Origin of the sequence: Halococcus qingdaonensis (assembly GCF_024508235.1) — an archaeon.
GTDB lineage: Archaea > Halobacteriota > Halobacteria > Halobacteriales > Halococcaceae > Halococcus > Halococcus qingdaonensis.
This window is the reverse complement of sequence record NZ_CP101943.1, coordinates 2,088,611-2,111,952: the sequence shown is the minus strand read 5'-3', so window position 1 is coordinate 2,111,952 and position 23,342 is coordinate 2,088,611. Positions and strand designations below refer to the sequence as shown.

25 protein-coding genes and 1 tRNA gene are annotated in these 23,342 nt (G+C 66.3%); 20 read left to right on the top strand and 6 right to left on the bottom strand.

Annotation, left to right across the window (positions count from 1 at the left end):
* The first annotated feature begins 15 nt into the window (after positions 1-15).
* From NO363_RS10870 to NO363_RS10840, 7 genes are all read left to right on the top strand, one after another.
* Complete coding sequence (locus NO363_RS10870; protein WP_256685041.1) at positions 16-435, top strand: NusA-like transcription termination signal-binding factor; 420 nt, start codon at positions 16-18, stop codon at positions 433-435.
* A gap of 340 nt (positions 436-775) precedes the next feature.
* Positions 776-1,204: a 30S ribosomal protein S12 gene (locus NO363_RS10865; protein WP_007739600.1), complete on the top strand. Its 429-nt coding sequence runs from the start codon at positions 776-778 to the stop codon at positions 1,202-1,204.
* On the top strand, positions 1,201-1,812 hold the full coding sequence (locus tag NO363_RS10860) for a 30S ribosomal protein S7 (RefSeq protein WP_256685039.1): 612 nt from the start codon (positions 1,201-1,203) through the stop codon (positions 1,810-1,812). Before NO363_RS10865 ends, NO363_RS10860 begins: the two co-directional genes overlap by 4 nt.
* Before the next feature lie 284 nt (positions 1,813-2,096).
* The gene (locus NO363_RS10855) at positions 2,097-2,774 is read left to right on the top strand and encodes a DUF6230 family protein (protein ID WP_256685037.1); all 678 of its coding nucleotides are present in this window, start codon (positions 2,097-2,099) and stop codon (positions 2,772-2,774) included.
* A gap of 45 nt (positions 2,775-2,819) precedes the next feature.
* On the top strand, positions 2,820-4,802 hold the full coding sequence (locus tag NO363_RS10850; protein ID WP_256685035.1) for a DUF6114 domain-containing protein: 1,983 nt from the start codon (positions 2,820-2,822) through the stop codon (positions 4,800-4,802).
* A complete protein-coding gene (locus NO363_RS10845) occupies positions 4,799-5,173 on the top strand; it encodes a DUF6114 domain-containing protein (protein ID WP_256685033.1) in 375 nt (124 codons plus the stop codon). The genes NO363_RS10850 and NO363_RS10845 overlap by 4 nt, the downstream gene beginning before the upstream one ends.
* Before the next feature lie 90 nt (positions 5,174-5,263).
* Entirely contained in the window at positions 5,264-5,797 is a 534-nt protein-coding gene (locus tag NO363_RS10840; RefSeq protein WP_256685031.1) for a hypothetical protein, read from the top strand.
* A gap of 16 nt (positions 5,798-5,813) precedes the next feature.
* Here NO363_RS10840 and NO363_RS10835 read toward each other — a convergent pair whose 3' ends face one another.
* Positions 5,814-6,563 carry a DUF5781 family protein gene (locus tag NO363_RS10835; protein WP_256685030.1) on the bottom strand — a complete coding sequence of 250 codons (750 nt, stop codon included), beginning with the start codon at positions 6,561-6,563 and terminating at the stop codon, positions 5,814-5,816.
* 312 nt (positions 6,564-6,875) lie between these two features.
* Here NO363_RS10835 and NO363_RS10830 point away from each other — a divergent pair, with 312 nt between their 5' ends.
* Positions 6,876-9,059, top strand: coding sequence for an elongation factor EF-2 (locus NO363_RS10830; RefSeq protein WP_256685029.1), 2,184 nt, complete (start codon positions 6,876-6,878; stop codon positions 9,057-9,059).
* A gap of 354 nt (positions 9,060-9,413) precedes the next feature.
* Here the strand turns inward: NO363_RS10830 and NO363_RS10825 are convergent, their stop codons facing one another.
* A complete protein-coding gene (locus NO363_RS10825) occupies positions 9,414-9,632 on the bottom strand; it encodes a hypothetical protein (protein WP_256685028.1) in 219 nt (72 codons plus the stop codon).
* A gap of 123 nt (positions 9,633-9,755) precedes the next feature.
* Between NO363_RS10825 and NO363_RS10820 the strand changes: the two genes are divergently transcribed.
* The 8 genes from NO363_RS10820 to NO363_RS10785 all read left to right on the top strand — a co-directional run bounded on the left by NO363_RS10820 (position 9,756) and on the right by NO363_RS10785 (position 14,459).
* Positions 9,756-10,283 carry an amino acid-binding protein gene (locus tag NO363_RS10820; RefSeq protein WP_256685027.1) on the top strand — a complete coding sequence of 176 codons (528 nt, stop codon included), beginning with the start codon at positions 9,756-9,758 and terminating at the stop codon, positions 10,281-10,283.
* Positions 10,280-11,230 carry a homoserine dehydrogenase gene (locus tag NO363_RS10815; protein WP_256685026.1) on the top strand — a complete coding sequence of 317 codons (951 nt, stop codon included), beginning with the start codon at positions 10,280-10,282 and terminating at the stop codon, positions 11,228-11,230. The genes NO363_RS10820 and NO363_RS10815 overlap by 4 nt, the downstream gene beginning before the upstream one ends.
* 132 nt (positions 11,231-11,362) lie before the next feature.
* Positions 11,363-12,628, top strand: coding sequence for a translation elongation factor EF-1 subunit alpha (tuf, locus tag NO363_RS10810; protein WP_256685023.1), 1,266 nt, complete (start codon positions 11,363-11,365; stop codon positions 12,626-12,628).
* Entirely contained in the window at positions 12,625-12,936 is a 312-nt protein-coding gene (gene rpsJ / locus NO363_RS10805; protein ID WP_204365460.1) for a 30S ribosomal protein S10, read from the top strand. The genes tuf and rpsJ overlap by 4 nt, the downstream gene beginning before the upstream one ends.
* A 57-nt stretch (positions 12,937-12,993) precedes the next feature.
* Complete coding sequence (locus NO363_RS10800) at positions 12,994-13,602, top strand: rhomboid family intramembrane serine protease (RefSeq protein WP_256685022.1); 609 nt, start codon at positions 12,994-12,996, stop codon at positions 13,600-13,602.
* A 10-nt stretch (positions 13,603-13,612) separates the two neighbouring features.
* Positions 13,613-13,684, top strand: a tRNA-Ala gene (locus NO363_RS10795).
* A 171-nt stretch (positions 13,685-13,855) separates the two neighbouring features.
* A complete protein-coding gene (locus NO363_RS10790; RefSeq protein WP_256685021.1) occupies positions 13,856-14,137 on the top strand; it encodes a hypothetical protein in 282 nt (93 codons plus the stop codon).
* Positions 14,138-14,186: 49 nt separating this feature from the next.
* Positions 14,187-14,459 (top strand): DUF5827 family protein, encoded by a 273-nt coding sequence (locus NO363_RS10785; protein ID WP_256685020.1) that lies wholly within the window; start codon positions 14,187-14,189, stop codon positions 14,457-14,459.
* A gap of 12 nt (positions 14,460-14,471) precedes the next feature.
* On the opposite strand, the gene surE is transcribed toward NO363_RS10785, so the two are convergent.
* Positions 14,472-15,254 carry a 5'/3'-nucleotidase SurE gene (surE, locus tag NO363_RS10780; RefSeq protein WP_256685019.1) on the bottom strand — a complete coding sequence of 261 codons (783 nt, stop codon included), beginning with the start codon at positions 15,252-15,254 and terminating at the stop codon, positions 14,472-14,474.
* Positions 15,255-15,326: 72 nt separating this feature from the next.
* On the opposite strand from surE, the gene NO363_RS10775 reads away from it, so the two are divergent.
* Positions 15,327-15,839, top strand: coding sequence for a hypothetical protein (locus tag NO363_RS10775; protein WP_256685018.1), 513 nt, complete (start codon positions 15,327-15,329; stop codon positions 15,837-15,839).
* The gene (locus tag NO363_RS10770) at positions 15,836-15,991 is read left to right on the top strand and encodes a hypothetical protein (RefSeq protein ID WP_256685017.1); all 156 of its coding nucleotides are present in this window, start codon (positions 15,836-15,838) and stop codon (positions 15,989-15,991) included. The genes NO363_RS10775 and NO363_RS10770 overlap by 4 nt, the downstream gene beginning before the upstream one ends.
* Position 15,992: 1 nt before the next feature.
* Here the strand turns inward: NO363_RS10770 and NO363_RS10765 are convergent, their stop codons facing one another.
* From NO363_RS10765 to NO363_RS10755, 3 genes are read right to left on the bottom strand one after another with little or no spacing between them, the layout of a single operon-like run.
* Positions 15,993-17,444, bottom strand: coding sequence for a small ribosomal subunit Rsm22 family protein (locus NO363_RS10765; RefSeq protein WP_256685016.1), 1,452 nt, complete (start codon positions 17,442-17,444; stop codon positions 15,993-15,995).
* Positions 17,441-18,175, bottom strand: a complete 735-nt coding sequence (locus tag NO363_RS10760; protein ID WP_256685015.1) for a prephenate dehydrogenase/arogenate dehydrogenase family protein — start codon at positions 18,173-18,175, stop codon at positions 17,441-17,443. The genes NO363_RS10765 and NO363_RS10760 overlap by 4 nt, the downstream gene beginning before the upstream one ends.
* A 48-nt stretch (positions 18,176-18,223) precedes the next feature.
* Entirely contained in the window at positions 18,224-19,381 is a 1,158-nt protein-coding gene (locus NO363_RS10755; protein ID WP_256685014.1) for a M24 family metallopeptidase, read from the bottom strand.
* Positions 19,382-19,462: 81 nt separating this feature from the next.
* Between NO363_RS10755 and NO363_RS10750 the strand changes: the two genes are divergently transcribed.
* Together NO363_RS10750 and aroA are read left to right on the top strand one after the other, a co-directional pair.
* The gene (locus NO363_RS10750; RefSeq protein ID WP_256685013.1) at positions 19,463-21,310 is read left to right on the top strand and encodes a glycoside hydrolase family 15 protein; all 1,848 of its coding nucleotides are present in this window, start codon (positions 19,463-19,465) and stop codon (positions 21,308-21,310) included.
* 462 nt (positions 21,311-21,772) lie between these two features.
* Complete coding sequence (gene aroA / locus NO363_RS10745; RefSeq protein WP_256685012.1) at positions 21,773-23,065, top strand: 3-phosphoshikimate 1-carboxyvinyltransferase; 1,293 nt, start codon at positions 21,773-21,775, stop codon at positions 23,063-23,065.
* The last annotated feature ends 277 nt before the right edge of the window (positions 23,066-23,342 follow it).

Genomic DNA, 23,342 nt, shown 5'->3' with positions numbered 1-23,342 from the left:
CATAGCTCATTCACCATGCGCGTCACGCTTTCCGATACCGCACTCCGACACATCGCCCTGTTCGAGGACGTCACGGGCGCGACCGCGGTCGACTGTCTCGTCGGCGACGACCGCGTCTGCTTTCTGGTGGCTGCCGGCGAAATGAGCGACGCGATCGGCCCCGACGGGACGACCGTCGAGCAGGTCGAAGAACGACTCGACAAGCGGGTTTCGCTCGTCGAGAACGCCGACACACCCGAACTGTTCGTCGCCAACGCGCTCGCCCCCGCGGTGGTGCACAACGTGACGATCAGCGAGAACGCTTCGACCGTGGCCTACGCGGAGGTCGATCGGGCCGACACTGGTGTCGCGATCGGCCGTGACGGCGAGACGATCGAGACCGCGCGCCGGCTGGCGGACCGCCATTTCGACATCGACGACATCGAACTGGCCTGAATCGATTGTTTCGAATTTCGATAGTGGTCGTGCTATAGTCCTGCTGCAACACCGGAATTGGGTTGCGTTCGGTGTTCCACCGCAACGCTGCGAAAACCGACGACAATGAGGGACCGCAACCGCACCGCCCCGCACAGCCCACATACCTCCCCAGCCGATTCGCTCGTTCGTTTCACTCACTCGCTCATCCCTCGCGCGTTCTCCGGCCTTCGGCCGGATTCATCGCGCGCCACCGCTACTGACTCGGCTCATGATCGACTCGTTCCAGGAACTCGCCCGTCGGCGCTCGGGGCGGCCTGAAACGGGAGGCATAAGTGCGCCCATCGGGTAGCGGGGGTATATGGCCAACGGCAAGTACGCTGCGCGGAAACTCAAAAAGGACCGTCAGAACCATCGGTGGTCCGACTCGGAGTACGCCCGACGCGCTCGCGGGCTGAAGGAGAAAACCGACGCGCTCGAAGGCGCGCCGCAGGGTCGAGGGATCGTTCTGGAGAAGGTCGGCATCGAGGCCAAACAGCCCAACTCTGCGATCCGCAAGTGCGTGCGGGTCCAGCTCATCAAGAACGGCCAGCAGGTCACGGCCTTCTGTCCGGGTGACGGTGCGATCTCGTTCATCGACGAGCACGACGAGGTCACGATCGCCGGCATCGGCGGCGCGAAGGGTCGTGCGATGGGCGATCTCTCGGCGGTCAACTACAAGGTCGAGAAAGTCAACGGCGTCTCGCTCATCGAACTCGTGCGCGGTAACGCGGAGAAACCCGTCCGATGAGCGAATCCGAAGCCCCCGAGCCCGACCAGCCCGCCGGCGCTGAGGAAGCGACCGGCGCGAAACTGTTCGAGCGCTGGGACGTGACCGGGATCGAGTACGACGATCCGAGCACCGAGCGCTACATCACCGTCACTCCTGTGGAGCACACGATGGGTCGTCACGCGAGCAAGCAGTTCCAGAAGAGCGAGATCTCCATCGTCGAGCGCCTCATCAACCGGCTGATGCAGACCGACGAGAACACGGGCAAGAAACAGCAGGCCACCCGCATCGTGCGCAACGCCTTCGATCTCGTCGCCGAGCGCACCGAAGAGAGCCCGGTGCAGGTGCTCGTCAGCGCCGTCGAGAACGCCGCCCCGCGCGAGGAGACCGTCCGGCTGAAATACGGTGGGATCTCCGTCCCGCAGGCCGTCGACGTCGCCCCGCAGCGTCGCGTCGATCAGGCGCTCAAGTTCATCGCCGAAGGTACCCACAGCGCCTCGTTCAAGTCGCCGACCGACGCCCACGAGGCGCTCGCCGACCAGCTCACCGGCGCGGCGAACTACGACGTCCAGACGTACGCCGTCAACCAGAAAGAGGAGAAAGAGCGCGTCGCGGCCGCCGCCCGCTGACCGTTCGCACAGTTCTTTTTCGTTTCCGATCCTCGCTGTTCGGTCAGCCATCGCTTTGACAACAACGACTGTTATATAAATGCCCATGTATAGCGGGGGGAACAGTCACAGGCGTGGGTATGGTTAGTACGGGTGTCATGGACGGTGTCGTAACGTGGGACGTCGACGCGACGCGGGAGTCGCCACGCGGGCGTCCCTCGGCCGCATACGCGGGGAGCCACCGATGGCGGTGGATCGCCGGCGCACACCGTTCGGGCGTCGCACTCGACAACAGGTGATACATCATGTACGATAAGAAAGTCTTGGCGAAGGGGACGGCGGTGTCGTTCGGCGTCGTCGCGCTCGTGGCGATGCTCATCGTGAGCAGCGGCATGGCCTTCGCCGCACCGATCAGCGGCATCGGCGGGTTCACGATCGAGGCCGACGAGCTTCGGGGCGACGACCTGTACCTCTATCCGGGCGTGAGCGACACGAGCGAGCGTGAGGGCGTCCCGGTGGCGACCGCGGAGTTCTCCTCGGTCGAGATCGACGGTCTCGAACTCACCAAGGAGCTCGAGGACGTGCCGGCCATCGGCGGTAACGCGCGAATCGTGATCACCTCGACGGATACGGTGACGGCGGATTCACTCCTCGTCAAACAGACCAAGCTCCAGGCCAGTTCGTCGACGTTCAACGGGCTGCTGATCGACGAGGAGAACGCGAAATACAGCGATTCGTTCAAGCAGGTCGCCCCGTCGACGGGTGAACAGCGCCAGGAAGGCGTCGACAGCGCGACGGGCGGTCCGAAGACGCTCGATCTCTCGAACGCCTCGAACCCGGGGATCGTCCTCCAGAACGCGACGATCCGCGCTCACTATCAGGCGGTCAACGAGATCTCGATTCCGGGTCTCACGCTCGCCGCCGAGTACGACAACAACGGTGACGGCGACTACACCGACGGCGGCGACGTCACGTTGAGCTAACGACGGTCGATACGTTTTTCCACCACGACACACAGAATGGTTGAAATGACACAGTCCGGATCGGGCGGTGGTAACGGGTCGGTTGGAACGCGACGCGCCCGGTTCGACCGCTGGCGGCGTGGCCGGCCGTTCGCCGGCGGTGCGCTGTTGGTGGTGGCGTCGCTCGTCATCGCGTGGATTCCGATCAACATCGCGCCCGATACCATCCTCATCGGCGAGACGCTCTCGCCGATCGGGCTGTTGTTCGCCGCGCTGGTGTTCCTCTGTGGCATCTTCGCGCTCACCCGGCCCGGCAACGCCGATATCTTCGGGATTTTCGGCGTTGTGTTCTCGATCTTCTCGCTGTACGGCGCGCTTGGCGGCTTCATCATCGGTACCGGTCTCGGCATCGTCGGCGGCGTGCTCTGCTACGCCTGGCGTGATGAGGACACCGAAGACGGGGACAACGGCGGGGGCGGCTCCGGCGGGACCACGGAGGCCGATTTCGAGTTCACCGACGACGAGACGGCTGCCGAGGAGTCCGACGACGGACTGTTCGGGACGCGATCGCGCGTGCGTCGTGCGGCGAGCGCCGACGGCGGCGGTGCGGGCGGCCGAACCGCGTCGATCGCCCTCCTGCTCGTCTCGGTGATCGTCCTCGGCGCGTTCGCCCATCCGCTCATGACGGCGGCAGCCCGCGACTTTCCCGAACAGGAGGGGATCGACGGCACCGTCGTCGTCGCCGACGAGTTCTCGGGCAGCGGCTTCAACCACGAAAACGTCACGACCGACAGTTCGAACCGCGAGAGCGTCCCAGCGGGGGAGTTCTCGTTCAAGAGCAACGTGAACATCGAGGGGCTGACGATGTACAAGAACTTCCGTGGCGGCCCGGGTGGGACTTCGCATCTCACGATCAAGGGATCGTCTGCGTCGGCCCCGGACGGGCTCTCGCTGACGGCCTCGGAGGCGTACTTCGGGCGACTGGGGATCGGCAAGGATCCGGTCGTCATCCCGGCGGCGCGCAAGAAGTGGTCGACGTGTCCCGGTGAGGACTTCCTGTTCTCGATCGGTGATCTGGGGCCGCTGCCCGGCCCGCCGATCGATTCGAGCAAGGTGGTGACGAACACGCATCAGCTGTCCGCGCAGTCGATCACCATCGAGAACCTCGAGCTCACGATGCAGGGCGGGACGAAATCGACGAGCGTCTCGGGAACGCCCGAGTGTACCCGGAATCCGATCGAGCCGGTGTTGGACCTCATCACGGCGAACGCGCTCGCGCTGCTGACCGACGAGGGCGTCATCAGCCCGAACGTGACGACCAACAACTTCACGGTCAGCGACTTTGCGGCACCCGCCGAAGTCCAGCGAAACGAGACCTACGACGTGAACGCGACCGTGACGAACGCGGGCTACATCGAGGACGAAACGACCGTCACGTACCGCCGTGACGGCGAGACGCTAGCCCAGCGCAACGTCACGCTCGGTCCGGACAACGAGACGACCGTCTCGTTCACCGACATCGGGACGGACGGACTGAGTCCGGGCGAGTACGACCACGCCATCACGGCCGGCGCGAACGAGACCACCGGAACCCTCACGATCACCGCGCCGAACAGCTCGGCAAACGGGTCCAACGCCTCGGCCAACGCGAGCAACGCCTCCACCAACGTGTCGACTGCCGCCGCAAACGGCACGAACGAATCGGCGAACGCGACGAGCAGTACGAACAAGACGAGTGTAGGGAACGAGACGACCACGCCCGGCGAAAACGGCACGACGGCCGAGCCGACGACATCGACGACGCCCACTCCGACCCCATCGGGTGACGCTCCGTCGACGAGCGCAACTGACACCGCCTCGCCGACGCCGACGGCAACCGATGCATCGACGGCGACGACCACGGAAACCGCCACGGCCGCGGCAGTGGGAGCCGAAAACGCGTCGGCGACTACGGCAACGGCGGCCCCGACCGCTCGGCAAAACAGTACGAACGGCTCAGCACTCATCGGCGCTTCCGTGTTGACGAGCGATCGTCGGGGGCACCGATGAGCACCGAACGGCTGGGGCTGTCGGCCCATCGGGCACGGTTCGGCGAGTGGCGGGCGTCGCGGCCGTTTCTCGGCGGCGTGCTGTTGGCACTCGGCGGCATCACCGTTGCGTTCGTGCTGATATTTTCGATGGGGATCACGTTCGCCCGGGCCAGCCCGTCGGCGTTCGCACTCGTCGCGGCGACGGCGACCTTTCTCTGTGGCGTCTTCGCGCTCGTCGAACCCGATCTCGCGGGGCTGTTAGGCGTGGTCGGCGTCGTCTCGGTCGTCGTTTCGCTCGTCGGCACGCCGCTCGGAGCCGTCCTCGGCGTGGTGCTCTCGATTCTCGGCGGCAACCTCTGCTATGCCTGGCAGCCCGAAGCGGAGAGCTAACTCCCCGCGCGGTCGAGTACGACCGATGACAGCACCGAGTTCGTTCCGTATCCCCTGTCTTCCAACCGTTCGTCCAACACGGGTGGATCGATGAGCGACGATGACGACGGGTTCGTCTTCGGTGACGACGAGAACGAATCGCTGTTCGGGTCGTCCGAGACGGCGTCGAGCGACGGCGACCGTCGTTTCGGATCGAACGACGGAGCCACATCCCCTGAACGATCGCCGCTCGACGGCATCACTACGACGGTCGCGACGGTGGTGCTGGTGGCCGTGGTGGTCGCCGTCGCTGGGGCGATGGCCTATCCGGTCGTGATGGGTACGTTCGACACCGGCGGATCGACCAACGGGCATGCACCGAGCGACGGTGGTGGCTCCGCTGGTGTTTCGACATCGGCAGCATCGACCGATCCTTCGACGGAGATCGTGGTGACGGTCGCACCACCGACGACGGACGCATCGGACCCCAACCACTCGTCGACGCGAGCAACGGCGCGATCGACGCGGACAACGTCGACAGTAACTTCGTCGACGACCGAACGGACCACGACGGAGCGATCGACCGTCGCTGTCGAGGAGTTCCCGGCCGGTGAGCCGGCCGACGGAAACGAGACGTCCGATTGAGTACGGTGCAGGTTCGTCAGTCGGCGGCAGAGTCCGTTTGGAGAGCGTACTCGCGGGTCGCGTCGACGAGCGCCTGTCGATACTGACTCTCGTCGGGATCGGCGACGAGCTCCCGGAAGCGGTGTTTGAACGCCGCGAGATCGGTTCCCGGAGCGTCGTTGGCGGCGGCGTGAGCGAGGTCGTAGAGGCGGTGGTTGTCGGTGATGCAGTCGTGGCGCTCCAAGAGGGCGAGCGCGAAGGCCGCGTTGACGGCCGTGATCTCGGGGTCGGCCGCGGGCGTCAGCCGCGTCCAGCGGGGTGGATCGACCGGTCTGTCGGCGAGCGCGCCCGCGAGACTCGATTCGAGGAAGGACACGAGCTTGTTGGCCGGTCCAACACTCAGGGTAATGTCGTCGGCGTAGATGTCCTTCATGTGGTTCGCGATCTGATGGCAGTGGACGAGTCGCCGGCGCTCGACCGAGTGGCCCGCGAGCGCGAGCGTGAGCGCCTCCGTGGTCGATTGGATATGTGACGGGTGTGACTGCTCGTACCGACGCATGTGTGAGTACTCGTGGAGCGCGAGCGGACGCGCCATCGCGCTGGTCGCGGCCTGCCGGGAGATGTTCAGGACGTGGCGATCGTCGTAGTGGGCGCTCCACGTCCGCGAATCGGGATCGGTGCGAACGTGGACGTGAACCGGGAGCGCGAGGTCGTGTTCGGTCGTGAAGAGGTCCCGCGCCCCCAGAAACGGGTCGGCCGGACCGGGCGAATGCACGCGAACGTCCATGTGTTCTATTAACACGGGACGGCAGAGTATGATTCTTGTGTCGGGGGCAAGACGCCCGCTACATAGTTCGCGATCAACCTGGTGGCGCTGGTCGTCGCCGGTATCGCCGTCGAAGACGCCCGCTACGTAGTTCGCGATCAACTGTGGTTCTTGCTCCCCGTTCCCGTTCGTTGGATGCTGCGTGCCGCGACGGTTCGCCGCTCGATTCCTCGCTTGTCGTGAGTAGCGAAGCCGGCCGAATTTCCCGACGTCATCGGCTCCGGGACTGGAAACAGCACCCTTTTGACCCTCCTTCCGATACGAGTTCGCATAATGGGCCGACGTAAGAAGATCGTTCAGGAATGCGAGCGGCTGATGGACACTCCGGAGAACATCCGGAACATCGCCATCGCCGCCCACATCGATCACGGCAAGACCACCCTCACCGACAACCTGCTCGCGGGCGCGGGCATGATCTCCTCGGATCTCGCCGGCGAGCAGCTCGCGATGGACACCGAGGAGGACGAGCAGGAACGGGGCATCACCATCGACGCGGCGAACGTCTCGATGACCCACGAATATCAGGAGACCAACCACCTCATCAACCTCATCGATACTCCTGGCCACGTCGACTTCGGCGGCGACGTGACGCGGGCGATGCGTGCGGTCGACGGGGCCTTAGTGGTGGTCGACGCGGTCGAGGGGACGATGCCCCAGACCGAGACCGTGCTGCGCCAGGCCCTTCGTGAGGGCGTCAAGCCCGCGTTGTTCATCAACAAGGTCGACCGGCTCATCAACGAGCTTCAGGAAGGGCCCGAGGAGATGCAGGAGCGCCTCCAGTCGGTGATCGGCGACGTCAACGAACTCATCCGCGGGATGGCCGAGGAGAAATACGAGGAGGGCTGGAAAGTCTCCGTTCAGGACGGCACTGTGGCCTTCGGCTCGGCGCTCTACAACTGGGCGACCAGCGTCCCCCAGATGCAGGAGACGGGCATCGACTTCGCCGACATCATCGAATACAACCGCAACGACGAGATCGACGAGCTCCGCGAGTACTCGCCGCTCTCGACGGTCGTGCTCGACATGGTCGCCGAACACTTCCCGAACCCGGTCAAGGCTCAGCCCGAACGGGTGCCGACCGTCTGGCGTGGCGACGATACGACCGAGCTCGCCGAAGGGATGCGTCTCGTCGACGACGAGGGTGATGTCGTCTTCATGGTGACCGATATCGGTATCGACCCCCACGCCGGCGAAATCGCCACCGGACGGCTGTTCTCGGGAACGCTCGAACGCGGTCAGGACCTCTACGTCTCCGGCACCGCCGGCACGAACCGCATCCAGTCGGTCGGGATCTTCATGGGCGGCGAGCGCGAGGAGGTCGAGAGCGTTCCCGCGGGCAACATCGCCGCCGTCACCGGTCTCCGGGACGCGATCGCCGGCTCCACCGTCTCGTCGATCGAGATGACGCCGTTCGAGTCGATCGAACACATCTCCGAGCCGGTGATTACCAAGTCCGTCGAGGCACAGAACATGGACGACCTGCCGAAACTGATCGAGACGCTCCAGCAGGTCTCGAAGGAGGACCCCACGATCCGGATCGAGATCAACGAGGACACCGGCGAGCACCTGATCTCGGGGCAGGGCGAGCTCCACCTCGAAGTGATCACCCAGCGCATCGAGCGCAACCAGGGCATCCCCGTCACCACGGGTGAGCCGATCGTCGTCTTCCGCGAGGCCGTCCAGCAGCCCTCCGACATGGTCGAGGGGCAGTCGCCGAACCGGCACAACCGGTTCTACCTGACCGTCGAACCGCTCTCGCAGGACGTCGTCGAGACGATCAAGCGCGGCGAGGCGTCGATGGACATGCCCGAGCAGGAACGCCGCGAGGCACTCCAGGAGGCCGGGATGGACAAGGAAACCTCCCAAGAGATCGAGACCATCCACGGCACGAACGTCCTCGTCGACGACACGAAGGGGATCCAGCATCTCAACGAGACGATGGAACTCGTCGTCGAAGGCTGGGAAGAAGCCCTCGACGACGGGCCGCTCGCCGCCGAACCCGTCCAGGGCACCCTCATCCGACTCGACGACGCCCGCCTGCACGAGGACGCCATCCACCGCGGCCCGGCACAGGTCATCCCCGCAGTGCGGCAGGCCGTCCACGGCGCGCTCATCGACGGCCGCATCTCGATGCTCGAACCGATTCAAAATGTGCGCATCGACGTCCCGAGCGAGCACATGGGTCCCGCCTCCGGCGAGCTTCAGGGTCGCCGCGGACGCGTGGACGACATGTACCAGGAAGGCGATCTGATGGTCGTCGAGGGCGTCGCCCCGGTCGACGAGATGATCGGCTTCGCCTCCGACATCCGCTCGGCCACCGAGGGACGCGCCTCCTGGAACACCGAGAACGCCGGCTTCCAGGTGATGGCCGACAATCTCCAGCCCGACACGATCATGGAGATCCGCGAGCGCAAGGGCATGAAGCTCGAACTGCCCGCGAGCGTCGATTACTTCTAAGCACCCACTTTTTTAGACGGGGGCGTCGCGCTCGCTCACTCCGTTCGCTCGCGCTCAACCCCCGGCCAAAAACCTGGACTAAAAACTCCTGCTCACTCGGCCTCCGGCCTCGTTCGCAGTGTTCTCGTGAACGACCGCAGGGAGTGAACGAGAGCCAGAGAGACGCTTCGCGTCTCTCGTGAACCGCGCTCGTTTCACTCGCGCGGACGCTCGCCACCGCAAACCGCACAGCACCGCAGAAGCCCTCAGTCGCTCGTTCCACTCGCTCCCTCGCCCTTCATCCGCCAGGAATCGCAAACCACCACCGCGCCGCAACCGCACCGCGGCCGCAGCCGCCGCGGCGGCTCGATCCGCTCAGAACGGCAGGTAGCGCTCGTAGAGATCGTCTATTCGGCGGTTGAGATCGTCACCGTTCTGGGAGCCCCAGGGGTTGCGCGAGAAGTAGTACATGCTCGCGAGGATCACGCCGATGGTGACGGAAAATCGCGGCGTGATGGCGCTGAGGACGAACGCCGAGAGGCCGGCGACCATCCCCGCGATGAGCACGTCCACGATCTGATAGGCGACGGACATGCGGCCGATAGCAGCGCCGGCGGCCTAAACGGTTCGGACGCGAGCGGAAACGCTGGTGTTTATCACTGCCGCTGTGTGACAGCGTGGTATGCATCGAGTCGAGCGGCCGACGGGAGTGAGGCGATGAGCGACGCGTCGGAATCGCGCTCGGCCTACACCGTGCGCCTCGAACTCGTCGACGAACCCGGCGAGCTGCTCCGCGCGCTCGCACCCATCGCCGACAACGGCGGTAATCTGCTCTCGATCTTTCACGAGCGCGGCTCGCTCACGCCGCGCGGCCACATCCCCGTCGAGGTCGATCTGGAGGCGACGCCCGAGCGCTTCGAGACGATCGTGAGCGCGCTCCGCGAGGCCGGCGTCAACGTCATCCGGGCGGGCGCGGAGCGCTACGGCGAGGAGCTCTCGGTCGTGCTCGTCGGCGATCTCGTCGAGACCGACCTCTCGGATACGCTCTCGCGCGTCGAGCAGGCGAACGCCGCCGTGGCCGACGTCGCGCTCTCGGCACCGGCGGGCACCGACGAACCGTCGAGCGCGCGACTCCGACTCGCGACCGAGACCGGCCAGCGCGAGCGCGCACTCGACACCGTTCGCGAACTCGCCGACGAGAAGGGCCTTCATCTCGTCGAGCCGCTCGCGGGGGGCGATCGATGAACCTCGCTGTCGCCGGGTGTGGCGCGGTCGGACGCGCGGTCTGCGAACTCGCCGGAAGCTACGGCCATCGCGTGACCGCCATCGCCGACTCGACGAGTGCCGCCGTCGACGAGAGCGGTCTCGACGTCGAAACCGTTCTCGATCGGAAAGCCGAGCGTGGCAGCGTCGGTTCGGGCGATCGGGAGCGCGCGCTCGCCGGCGACTACGACGTCCTCGTTGAGGCCACGCCGACGACGCTCGGCGACGCCGAACCCGGCTTCTCCCACGCCGAGCGCGCGCTCGCCCGCGACGCACACGTCGTGCTGGCGAACAAGGGACCGGTCGCCGAGCGCTACGGCGATCTCCGCGCCGCGGAGCGCGACAGTGCAGGGACTGTCCTGTTCGAGGCGACGGTCGGCGGGGCGATCCCGATCCTCTCGACGATCGCCGATCTCGGTTCGGCGGACGTGACGGCGGTCCGTGGCGTTCTCAACGGGACGGCGAACTTCGTCCTCTCGCGGATGAGCGCCGAGGGCCTCGATTACGAGCACGTCCTCGCCGAGGCCCAGGATCTCGGTGTGGCCGAAACCGACCCCACCTTCGACGTCGAGGGCACCGACGCCGCGCTCAAGTGCGTCATCCTCGCGAACGTGCTCGGCGACGGCGACGTGACCCTCGACGACGCGCAGGTCGAGGGGATCACGCGACTCACCCCGAGCGCGCTCGACCTTGCGAGCGAGGACGGGCGCACGGTGCGGCTCGTCGGTGAAGTCACTGACGGCGAGGATCCCACCGTTCGCGTCGGCCCGCGACTCGTCCCCGAGCACGGGACGCTCGCGGTGACGGGCACCCAGAACATCGTCCAGCTGGAGACGCGCCACGCCGGACAGTTGAACCTCAGCGGGCGCGGTGCGGGCGGGCGGGCGACGGCGTCGGCGGTGCTCGCCGATGTCGGCCGACTGCCCTGAGTCGAGACCGAAACCGTCGACAATCGGGTCGAATCGCCCGTGTGCGCCCGATTCGCTGCGTGCGGTATCGTAATCGTTTTAACTGAAACCACAGTAACCATCCGACATAGCGCCACTGCGCGTGAGACACCAATGGCAGACAAACCACACCAGAACTTGGCCGTCATCGGCCACGTCGACCACGGTAAGAGCACGCTCGTCGGACGACTCCTCTACGAGACGGGGAACGTTCCCGAGCACGTCATCGAGCAGCACAAGGAGGAAGCCGAAGAACAGGGCAAGGGTGGCTTCGAGTTCGCCTACGTGATGGACAACCTCGCCGAAGAGCGAGAGCGCGGTGTCACGATCGATATCGCCCACCAGGAGTTCGACACGGACGAATACTACTTCACCATCGTCGACACCCCTGGCCACCGCGACTTCGTGAAGAACATGATCACGGGCGCGAGCCAGGCCGACAACGCCGTGCTCGTCGTCGCGGCGGACGACGGCGTCCAGCCCCAGACCCAGGAGCACGTCTTCCTCGCCCGCACGCTGGGTATCAACGAGCTCATCATCGCGGTCAACAAGATGGACCTCGTCGACTACGAGGAGAACCGCTACGACGAGGCCGTCGAGGAAGTCAAGGGCCTGCTCGATCAGGTCAGCTTCGACACCGACAACGCGGGCTTCATCCCGGTGTCGGCGTTCGAGGGCGACAACATCGCCGACAGCTCCGACGACACGCCGTGGTACGACGGCGAGACGGTGCTGGAGGCACTCAACGACCTCCCCGAGCCCCAGCCGCCGACGGACGCACCGCTGCGGCTGCCGATCCAGGACGTCTACACCATCTCGGGCATCGGTACTGTGCCCGTCGGCCGCGTCGAGACCGGTGTTCTGGAGACCGGGAACAACGTCTCCTTCCAGCCGAGCGACGTCGGCGGCGAGGTCAAGACCGTCGAGATGCACCACGAGGAAGTCCCCAACGCCGAGCCGGGCGACAACGTCGGCTTCAACGTCCGCGGCATCGGCAAGGACGACATCCGCCGCGGTGACGTCTGTGGGCCGGCCGACGACCCGCCGACGGTCGCCGAGACGTTCCAGGCACAGGTCGTCGTGATGCAGCATCCGAGCGTGATCACCTCGGGCTACACGCCCGTGTTCCACGCCCACACGACACAGGTCGCCTGCACGATCGAGTCGATCGACTCGAAGATCGACCCGGCAAGCGGCGAGGTCGCCGAGGAGGATCCCGACTTCATCCAGTCGGGTGACGCCGCCGTCGTCACCGTGCGCCCGCAGAAACCGCTCAGCATCGAGCCATCGGGCGAGATCCCCGAACTCGGGAGCTTCGCCATCCGCGACATGGGTCAGACCATCGCCGCTGGCAAAGTGCTCTCGGTCGACGAAGCATAATGCAGCAGGCGCGCGTCCGCCTCGCCGGCACCAGCCCCGAGGATCTGGACGACATCTGCGACGACGTCCGCGAGATCGCCACCAAGACCGGGGTCAACCTCAGCGGGCCGATCCCACTGCCGACGAAGGAACTCGAAGTTCCGGCACGGAAATCGCCCGACGGCGAGGGGACTGCGACCTGGGAGCACTGGGAGATGCGCGTCCACAAACGGCTGATCGATCTCGACGCCGACGAGCGTGCGCTCCGCCAGCTCATGCGCATTCAGGTGCCAAACGACGTCAGCATCGAGATCGTCCTCGAAGACTGAGCCGTTCGCCGGTTTTTCACCCGTAACGCTTTCCATCCCCAGCCGTGAGTGGGGCGTATGGCTCGTCTCGGGGGCAGTCCGACCGTCCAGACGCTCACGGTGATGGCCGTCGTCTTTCTCGGTCAGCAGGTCGCCGGGCTGCTCGGCGCGATGGGCTTTTTCTTCGTACTCGGGCCGACCGTCCCGCTCCGGCCGTGGACGCTACTGACGAGCATCTACGCCCACGGCAGCCTGGCCCATCTGCTCGGCAACGCGACCATGCTCCTCCTCGTGGGGTTGATCGTCGAGTCGTTCACGACGACCGCGCGCTATCACGCCTTCTTCGTCGCGGCCGGCGCGCTCTCGGGGCTCGCCCAGATCACGCTGTTGCCCGGTAGCCGTGTGCTCGGTGCGAGCGGTGCGATCTTCGCCTTTCTCGGTTATCTCGTCGCCGCCAACCCGGTGTCGAGTTCGGTGCTCGACGTGCTCCGTCTGCGCCGGCGCACCCAGCTCGTGCTGTTCGCGCTGCTCGCGGTCGTCGTCACGCTGCTGACGGGCGCGCCGGGCGTGGCGCTCGTAGCGCATTTCACCGGCTTCCTGCTCGGGCTGCTCGCCGGTCGCCTCGGCGTTCTGGGGACGAGTCGGCATCGCGGACAAACACAACATACAAGCGGACCGCCCGGATAATAGTGGGTGCGGGCTCGTAGATCAGTGGTAGATCGTCTCCTTCGCAAGGAGAAGGCCTCGGGTTCGAATCCCGACGAGTCCATTCTACTTTTTGGCCGGCTGAGCGAGTCGACGACGAGCGAAGCCGGCCAAAAACGTAGTGAAAACCGTACCGCGGCCGCACCACATGCTACTCCCTGCCCTCGTATCGCACAGTCGCCTCGCACCGATATCGAACCGTGAAAAATACGGACCGGGCGGACGGCGATATCGTATGGTCGCTGCTGAGATGGTTTTTCTCGGTGCAACAGTCTTCCAGATCGCGTTCACACTGCCCGTGCTCCTCGATAGCGGCTCGACCGTTCCGCGTGAGACGAGCGTCCCGACGGCGCTCGTCTGGTTCGTCTACGCGGCGACGTACGTCACGATCTCCTACCCGCTGGCGGCGATCGCGAGTGCGCTCGGCGGCGCATTGTGGCTGGTCGTGGCGTTCTATCGGGGTCGCCCGCCGGGCCAGCACCCGAACTACGATGTCGATAGCTCGCTGGCGGACTGATCGAGTCCAACACCGCCGAGGATTTAGGCCGTTCCGGCCTATCGCCGGTATGCCGCGCCAGAAATCCTCCTTCGATCGGTTGCGCCCTTTCGAGTTCCGCAAACCGGCCGACGTGCTCGATCCCGACGTGATGTACACCGTCTACGAGATCGCTCGCCTCTTGCAAGGATTGGAGCCCGACACCGAACTCGACATCGAGACCGAGGGTATCCTGCTCGACTGGGCGATCCCGTGGTTGGTCACGAACGCCGACGAACTCTGTTTCGGCGATCCCGAAAGCGACGACGAACCGGGCCACTACGGACTGCTCGATACGGAGTAACGCTGGCTCGAACTACCGCCCGTACGATTCGGCGACCGCGCTGAGTGCGTCGTGGGCTTCGGTCGTGTGTGGTGCGGTCAACGGGGAGACGCTCACGCGCCCCTCGAAGACCGCCCGGCGATCGGTGCCCTCCGGATCGGGGATCGTCCCGTCGGCCATCCGTTGCCAGATGTGATCCCGGAGCGTGAGATCGCCGTCGTCGCCGACGGCGGTCAGCTGGTAGACCTCCGATGGGTAGGTGATCTCCATCTCGCCATGTTCGCCGTCGGTGGCCGCCGAGGTTGGTGCGTTGACGTTCAGATAGTCCGCCCGCTCGAAGATCCCGTCGCCGAGCGCGTTCGTCACGAGATGGCTCGTCGCCCGGACGGCCTCGTCGTACTCGTCCTCGCGGGCGACGTACTCGCGGAAGTCGATGTCGCCACCGGGGACGTACAGCGAGACGGCGATCGCCGGAACGTCGAAGAAGGTCGCCTCGACGGCGGCGCTGATCGTCCCCGAGCGCCCGAGCGTGTACTCGCCGAGGTTCGCGCCCTGATTGCAGCCCGAAACCACGAGATCGGCATCGGGACGGAGCGAACCGAGACCCGCGACCACGCAGTCGGCGGGCGTTCCGTCGACGGCGTAGCCGAGGTCGTGCTCCTCGACGACGACGCGATCGGAGAGCGTGCGCCCGACGGCGCTCTGGTCCTCGGCGGGCGCGACGACCGTCACCTCGCCGTGAGCGGCGAGCGCATCGGCCAGCACGGCGATCCCCGTGCTCTCGATGCCGTCGTCGTTCGTCAGCAGGATCTGCATGGTCGGTCTGCGGTGGCCCAGCGCAAAAGCGCACCGTTAAGGGCCATCGCTTCGCTGTGCGAGAACGAACGGATGAGCGAGGGATCCGACGCACCGCGCCGGGGCTGGTCGAGCAAGCGCCGCGAGACCGTCTACCGCGAACTTCGGGACGTCCTCGACAGCCAGCAGTCCGTGATGGACGACATCGACGACAAGGCGCTGCGTACAGTACGCATCACGGCGCTCCTGCTCGGCGTCGTCGTTCCGGCAGCCGGTCTCGCGGCCGTCACGTTCCAGCCGTTGCTCGCCGCCGTGGGGGTACTCGCACTCGTTCTCTCGGCCATCGTCGGCGTGCTCACCTACGGTGAATCGGACCTCGTGGTCGGGCCGAGCGGCGCATACGCCGTCTCGCTGGCGACGGGCGACGACGGCGACTGGGAGCTTGACTTTCTCGTCGAACTCGCCTCGTGGACCGAGAGCAACGCCGCCGACATCGCCGACAACGGTCGCCTGCTCTTCTACACACAGGTGCTGTTCGTCGTCGGGATCGTCACACTCACCGCGAGCGTGGCTTTTTACCCGATCGTGACCTATCTCGGAGCATGAGCGGGAGCGACGACGGACGCCCGGACGAAACCGGTCAGCGAAGCCACAAGGGACCGGCGCTGCTCTCGAAACTCCTCGGTCACGATGGGCGCGAGCGACAGCAGGAACAGCGTGCCCGGCTGCAGGCAGAGATCGACGAGTCGACGGAGTAGCTCAGACGGGGATCCGGTCGACGATCGTCTCGTCGTCGACGACGAAATTGTAGGACTCTTCGTCGTCGTTCCAGAGCACGAGCACGTTCTCGAACGCCAGGAGCGCGCCGTAGTCCGCGTCCGAGAGCTCCCGGTTGAGTGCCGTTTCGCGGGTGAGCACGGCGTAGTGATCGACCGCCTCGCTGCCGTCGCTGATCTTGAATATGGGATTGCCGTCGGACAGCGAGTGGCTGAGTTTCGCGGCGATGCAGTCGATTCGACTGGAGACGTGGCGCTCGCTGTCGGCCATTTTCGCCACCCGGTTCGAGTCGGGCGTGAACTCGATGCGGCGCGCTCCGTCCCGGCGAAGGATCGAATACGAGTACTGGACGTCGACGTTGATGAACGCCGCGCCCTCGCCGGCTGTCTCGGCGAGGCGGCGCTGGAAGGGCGGCACGTCCAGATCGCCCTGCACGTCGAACGACCAGCCCCTGTCGGTCGGTGCGTGACCGGGCCAGAGGCGGACGGTCGGTGCGTACGCCGTCGCCGGACTACCGTCGGACTCGCTTCGCTCGACCGACGAGGATCGCGCGCCGGAGGCGCGCTCACCGTCGACGAGCGCGCGCTCGATTCCCCGAAGACCGATCGACGTCTCGCGGTCGGCGGGTGCGATGGCGACGAGCGAGCCGTCGGGTGCGAGCGCGTCCAGATACCGCTGCGCGACCGCGGTCGGGTCGTCGAGCTCGCTCAGTACGTTCGCCAGCAACACCAGATCGTACTCGCCGTCGGGAGCGAACGCCTCGGCGCTCGTGTGATGCACAGTCGAGTGGAAGTTTTTCCCAGTAGCACCGAGCAGCGTTTCCAAGACGTCCGCGGCGGCGCTCGGCTCGACCGCGTGGTACTCGCAGAGCGCGTCGTCAGGGAGGAAGTCGGCGAGGCCGAGCGCCGGTCCGCCGACGCCGGCGCCCACGTCGAGTACGCGGAGCCCCTTCGGTAGCAGTCCGTCACGCGCGAGATCGGCGAGGACGTACTGGACGGTCGCGTAGTAGTCCGGCAGGTGGTAGATGGCGTAGGCGAGCGCCGTCTCGCGATCGTAGTGCACCGACTCGCCGGCGAAGTACGATTCCTTGACTTCTCGAATCCGCTCGCGGAGGCGCTCGCCCGACTCGCCCGTCGGCCAGCCGGGCCCGTACTCGTCGACGAGCAGGTCTTCGAGCGCTCTGACGTGGTGTTCGGGCAGCGCCGCGACACCTGCGAACTCGGTTTCGATCGGTTCCGCGGCGACGGGGACGAACGTGCCGTCGTCGCGTTCGATGAGGTCGAGCTCGGCGGCCGATTCGCGGAGCACCTCGCGGACGACGGCAGGGTGTGGCTGGCCGGAAACGTACTCGTCGATCTCCTCGGGGTCGATCGGGCGCACCTCCCGGAGATAGTTCGCGTTCGCACGGATCGCCGCACGCTGGTCGTCGTTCATCGTCGCTCGCGCGCCTCGCGGTACAGCTCCTCGATACCCGCCCCGTCGGCCGTGGCGATGCGCTCCGCGGCCTCGGCGACCGCCTCTGCGCCGTCGAACCGCTCCTGGATCTCGGCGTAGACCCGCGGTGATCCCGACAGTACCTGGCTCGCGAGGTCGTCGAGCGGGCCGGAGACGGGCGTGTGAAACTCCTCGCGGACGTCCTCGGCTGCGAGCGCGTAGGCGAGCACGGCCGCGTGCGCGCCAGCCTGGACCGTCTCCATCGCACTATCATGTTCGTCGGATGTCGTCTCGAAGGGTTCGTTTTCGGCGGCCAGCGCCGTGCGAACCTCGTCGGTCGCCGGGCCGGTCGCGTCGGCGACCGTCGCGATCCGGCCGGGGGCGTTTTCGGGCGCGAAGAGGGGATGCAGGCTCAGTCGCTCGCGATCGGGTGCGTGTGTTCGCATCGCCGCGAGCGGTTCGGCCATGCTCCCGGTGACGTCGATCACGGCGCGCTCGGCCTTCGGCGCGTGCTCGGCGACGGCCGCTTCGACTGCCGGCATCGGCACGGCGAAACAGACGGTGTCGAACCGTTCGTCGGTGTCGAGCGCCACCGACCGCGCGTCGAGGCGGTCGGCGACTGCGGCGGCTCTCTCGGGATCGGTGTCGGTGAGGGTGACTGTGGTCGTTTCGGCGAGCGTGCGGGCGAACCACTCGCCCATCGTGCCCGCGCCGACGACGAGAAGGGTCATTGTGCGCCGTTGCGAGCGGCTGGCAAAAGCCCCTTCGAGTGATCTCGACTACTCGACGCGGAGTCGTTTCGGGTAGTCGGTGAGGTTCTCGTAGCCGTCGTCGGTGACGAGCACGAAGTCCTCGACGCGCACGCCCCCGACCTCCGGGTCGTAGAGCCCGGGCTCGATCGTGATGACGTTGCCCGCTTCGAGCTCGCCACCCTCGAAGCTCAGGCTCGGCAGCTCGTGGACTGCGAGCCCGACGCCATGACCCGTCCCGTGGATGAATCCCGTCTCAGTTTCGGGGTCGTCGCGCAGGGTCGGCTCGCCGGCGTCCTCGTAGACGTCACAGACCGCGTCGTGGACCTCCTCGCCGGTCGTGCCGGGTTCGACGACGTCGAGCGCCGCGTCGAGCGCCTCCTTCGAGAGGTCGTACCACTCCTCGGCGCGTTCGCTTGGTTCGCCCTTCACGAACGTCCTGGTCATGTCGGCGTGATAGCCAGTCGAACTGCTCTTCGGGAAGATGTCGACGATGATCGGCTCGCCGGCGGCGAGGGGACCGCTGCCGTCGTTGTGCGGGTCGGCGGCGTCGGCACCGCCGGCGACGATCGTCTCGCCAGAGGTGTAGCCGTGCTGGAGCAGCGTCGTCTCGACGGTGGTCTTGACGCGCTCGGAAGTGAGTGGTTCGCCGTCGGCGACGAGTCGGCCGTCCTCGACGTCGGCTCCTTGGATGGCGTTCTCGGCGGCGACCATCGCACGCTCGTTGACCTGCTGGGCGTCCCTGACGTTCTCGATCTCCTCGTCGGTCTTGACCGCGCGGATGTCGACGAGGATCCCGTCGTCCTCGGCGGTCACGTCGATGCCCTGCTCGCGGAGCCCGTCGGCGGTCCCGACCGGGAACCGCTCCGGGACGAGCAGCGAGTCGACGTCGTGGTCGTCGAGAAAGCGTCCGAGCATCTCGGTACCTGCCTCGCGCCCGCCGGCGTCGTCGGCGTAGTCGGCGTGTCGGGAGACGGTCGCGGCGCGGCTCTCGGTTTTCGCACGGCCGTATTCAAGCGCCGACACCAGGAGGTGGGTGTCGCCGTTGTAGAGCGTCACGAACGGGTCGGGTGCGACGAACCCGGAGAGATAGCGCTGGTCGGGGTCGTCGCCGTCGGCATCGAGCAGGTAGCCATCGGCGTCGCAGTCGGCGAGCTCCGCGTCGAGCGCGGAGAGATCCGGATCCATAACGGACGTTCGGGTGTAGCCGACAAAACGATGGCGTCTCACGGGCGGGAGCGTTATGTGGCCGCCACCGTAGCCCTCGGTATGGATTTCCTTCCGATCGGCGACTACGGCATCGTCGGCAACCTCGAAACCTGCGCGCTGGTCGGGCGCGACGGGACGGTCGACTGGTGGTGTCTCCCACATATCGAATCGTCGAGCATCTTCGCCGGTATCCTGGATCCCGAGGTCGGCGGCCAGTTCGCGATCCAGCCCACCGGCGAGTTCGAGAGCGATCAGGAGTACGTCGAGCGGACGAACGTGCTCGAAACCTCCTTTACGACCGAATCCGGTACGGCGACCCTCACCGACTTCATGCCGGTCGTCGGCGAGCAGCAGACTCTGGATATCGCCGAGCACGCCCTCTATCGACGCGTCGAGTGCGGGGAGGGTTCGATCGAACTCGACATCGAGTTCGCCCCTCGATTCGACTACGCGCGCGCCGAGACGATCGTCGAGGCGGTCGACGGTGGCGTGCTCGCGACCGGCAACGACGAGGAACTGTTCTGTCGGAGCTCGATCGCCTTCGACGCCGAGAACGGGACGGCGACGGGGACCGTCACGCTCGACGAGGGCGATGCCGTCTGGTTCGTCTGCCAGTACGGCGAGCGCGAACGGATCGACGACGAGGAAGCGGCGGCGATGCTGGAGGCGACGACCCAGTTCTGGAAGGGCTGGGTGCACCACTGTACGGACTCAGAGCGCTGTCTGTTCTACGGGCCGTGGCACGAGCTCGTCATCCGTTCCGAACTCGTGCTCAAGCTGTTGATGCGCCGCGAGACCAGCGCCATCGCCGCCGCGCCGACGACCTCGCTGCCGGAGACGATCGGCGGCGAGCGCAACTGGGACTACCGGTTCAACTGGATCCGTGATGCGGCGTTCACCGTGCAGGCGCTCCACGAACTCGGCCACGCCGGGGAGGTCGAGGACTTCTTCGAGGAGTGTCTCTCCAGGATCGCCGAGGGAGAGTCCGGTCGGGTCGAACAGCCGTTTTATGGGGTCGACGGCGAGGAGATTCCTGAGGAGGAAGAGCTCGACCATCTCGAAGGCTATCGTCATTCCTCACCAGTGCGCATCGGCAACGCGGCGGGCGACCAGCGTCAGCTCGACGTTTACGGCGAACTCGTCTTGGCGATCCACGAGACGACCCAGTATAGCGAAACTCTCTCCGAGGCAAACTGGAGGGTCGTCAGGGATGTCGTCGATCACGTCTGCGAGGTCTGGGACGAACCGGGCTACGGCATCTGGGAGGACCGCGTCGATCCCAAGCAGTTCGTCTACTCGAAGGTGATGTGCTGGGCGGCCATCGATCGGGCGCTGACGATGGCCGAGGCGACCGACTACGAGGCCCCGACCGACGAGTGGGAGGCCGTCCGCGCCGAGATCGAAGAGCGCGTGCTCGACGAGGGCTACGACGAGGAGATGGGAAGTTTCACCCGCTCGTTCGAGACCGACAACGTCGACGCCTCGCTGCTTCGCCTGCCGGTCGTCGGCTTTCTCGAACCCGACGACGACCGGATTCTCGGGACGATCGAGGCGGTCCAGGACCATCTCGCGACCGACGAGGGACTCGTCTATCGTTACGACACCGACGACGGGCTTGACGGCGAGGAGAACCCGTTCGTACTCTGTTCGTTCTGGCTGGTCGACGCGCTCGCGCTGGCTGGCCGTCGCGAGGAGGCCCGCGAACTCTACACGGACGTGCTCGAACACGCGACCTCGCTCGGCCTGTTCGCCGAGCAGGTCGACGGAGAGACCGGCGAACAGCGGGGTAATTTCCCGCAGGCGTTCAGCCATCTCGGTCTCATCAACAGCGCCATCTACGTCAGCGAGGGTGCCGACCCCCGAACTCCGACCCCCATCGGCGTCGACGCACCCGATGGGACCAGTTGAGGCGAGCGCGTGAATCACGATGGACGATGCGTCGCTGGCGGTTGCTGTGGCGCGCGCTCGCGCTCGTGTGCGAACGAAGTGAGCACCGAGCATGAACATTGTGCGAGGGATGAGCGACGCGAACGAAGTGAGCGGAGCGAATCGGCTGGGGAGGTATGTGGGCGTCGTTGGTGCGGTGCTGTGAATGAACCGTCCGCGCGAACGAACGTGAGCGCGGTTCACCGTGAGCGACCGTCGGGAGCGAGCGGTCCTTTTTAGTCCAGGTTTTTGCGAGTAGTGAGGGACCTCCGGTCCCTCATACCGTGCGAGCGGGCCATGCGCGGCGCGTAGCGCCGCGAGTTCGAGGCGGCGAAGCCGCCTCGCACGCCCGCGAGCAGAGAGTGGTGCGCGCTCCGCGCGCACCCGACGAGTAAAAAAGTGGAGGTCCGGCAGTCTGATAGCCCCGCCGTCCGAGGGGCGGGTATGAACGCCGACATCGGGAGTTCGCGCGTGAGCGGCACGGTCAGAGCACCGCCGTCGAAGAGCTACACCCACCGGGCGATCCTGGCGGCGGGCTACGGCGATGGCACTACGCGGATCGAGCGGCCGCTCGTCTCCGCCGACACGCGCGCGACGGCGAGGGCCGTCGAGGCGTTCGGCGGGCGTGTCGAGGGGCTCGCGGACGACAGTGAGCATATCACGGTGGAGGGGTTCGGCCATCCAGAGACACCAGCCAATGTCGTCGACTGTGCCAACAGCGGGACGACGATGCGTCTCGTCACGGCGACGGCAGCGCTCGCCGAGGGGCTGACGGTGCTCACCGGCGACGGATCGCTGCGCTCGCGCCCGCACGGGCCGCTGCTCGCTGCGATCGAGGAGCTGGGTGGGCGTGCGGAGAGCACGCGCGCGAACGGCCAGGCCCCATTGGTCGTCGGCGGACCGATGGAGGGTGGGCGGGTTTCGATGCCCGGCGACGTCTCCTCACAGTTCGTGACCGCGCTCCTGATGGCCGGTGCGCGCTCCGAGTCGGGGATCGAGATCGATCTCGAAACGGAACTGAAGTCATCGCCGTACGTCGAAATCACCCGCGAGTTGCTCGCCGACTTCGGCGTCGAGACCGAGAACGAAGGAGAGGGTTTCGCGGTCGCGGGCGGGCAGGCCTACGATGCGGGCGGCGAGTATCGAGTGCCCGGTGACTTCTCGTCGATTTCCTATCTGCTCGCCGCCGGCGCGCTCGCCGCCGATGATGAACTCACCGTGGAGGGTGCACGTCCGAGTGCGCAGGGCGACAGCGCCATCGTCGAGATCCTCGACCGGATGGGCGCGGAGATCGCGTGGGAGCGCGACGCTGGCACGATCTCGATCGCGCGCTCGCCGCTCTCGGGCGTCGAGATCGACGTCGGCGATACGCCCGATCTCCTGCCGACGCTCGCGGTCCTCGGGGCCGCGGCCGACGGCGAGACGCGACTCGTGAACGCCGAACACGTCCGGTACAAGGAGACCGATCGCGTGAGTGCGATGGCCGACGAACTCGAAACGATGGGTGCGACCGTCACCGAGCGCGAGGATTCGCTCACGATCCACGGCGACGACTCGGCCCTCCAGGGCGCGCGTGTCGATGGTCGAGGTGATCATCGGATCGTGATGGCACTCGCGATCGCCGGGCTGGTCGCCGACGGGACGACCACCGTCGTCGGCGCGGACCACGTCGACGTCTCGTTTCCGGATTTTTTCGCCATACTCTCCGATGCTGGTGCCGACGTGACCCTCAACTGAAACGACAGTGCTTGTGGGGCGATTGCAGCGGAGCGGGGCGGGCGGTCCTGGTGGATGAAGGGCGAGCATCCCAAGGGATGCGAGGGCTTCGGCGGAGGCGGGCGGTTTGTGGGGGTGTTCGTATCCGCGCGAACGTAGTGAGCGCGGTTCACTGCGAACGAGGCCGGAGGCCGAGTGAGCAGGTGTTTTTAGTCCAGGTTTTTGCGAGGAGTGGTGGGGGGGGGGGGGGGCCCCCCCCCCCCCCAAAAAAAGTGGGTTCAAATCCCTGCGCGCCAAC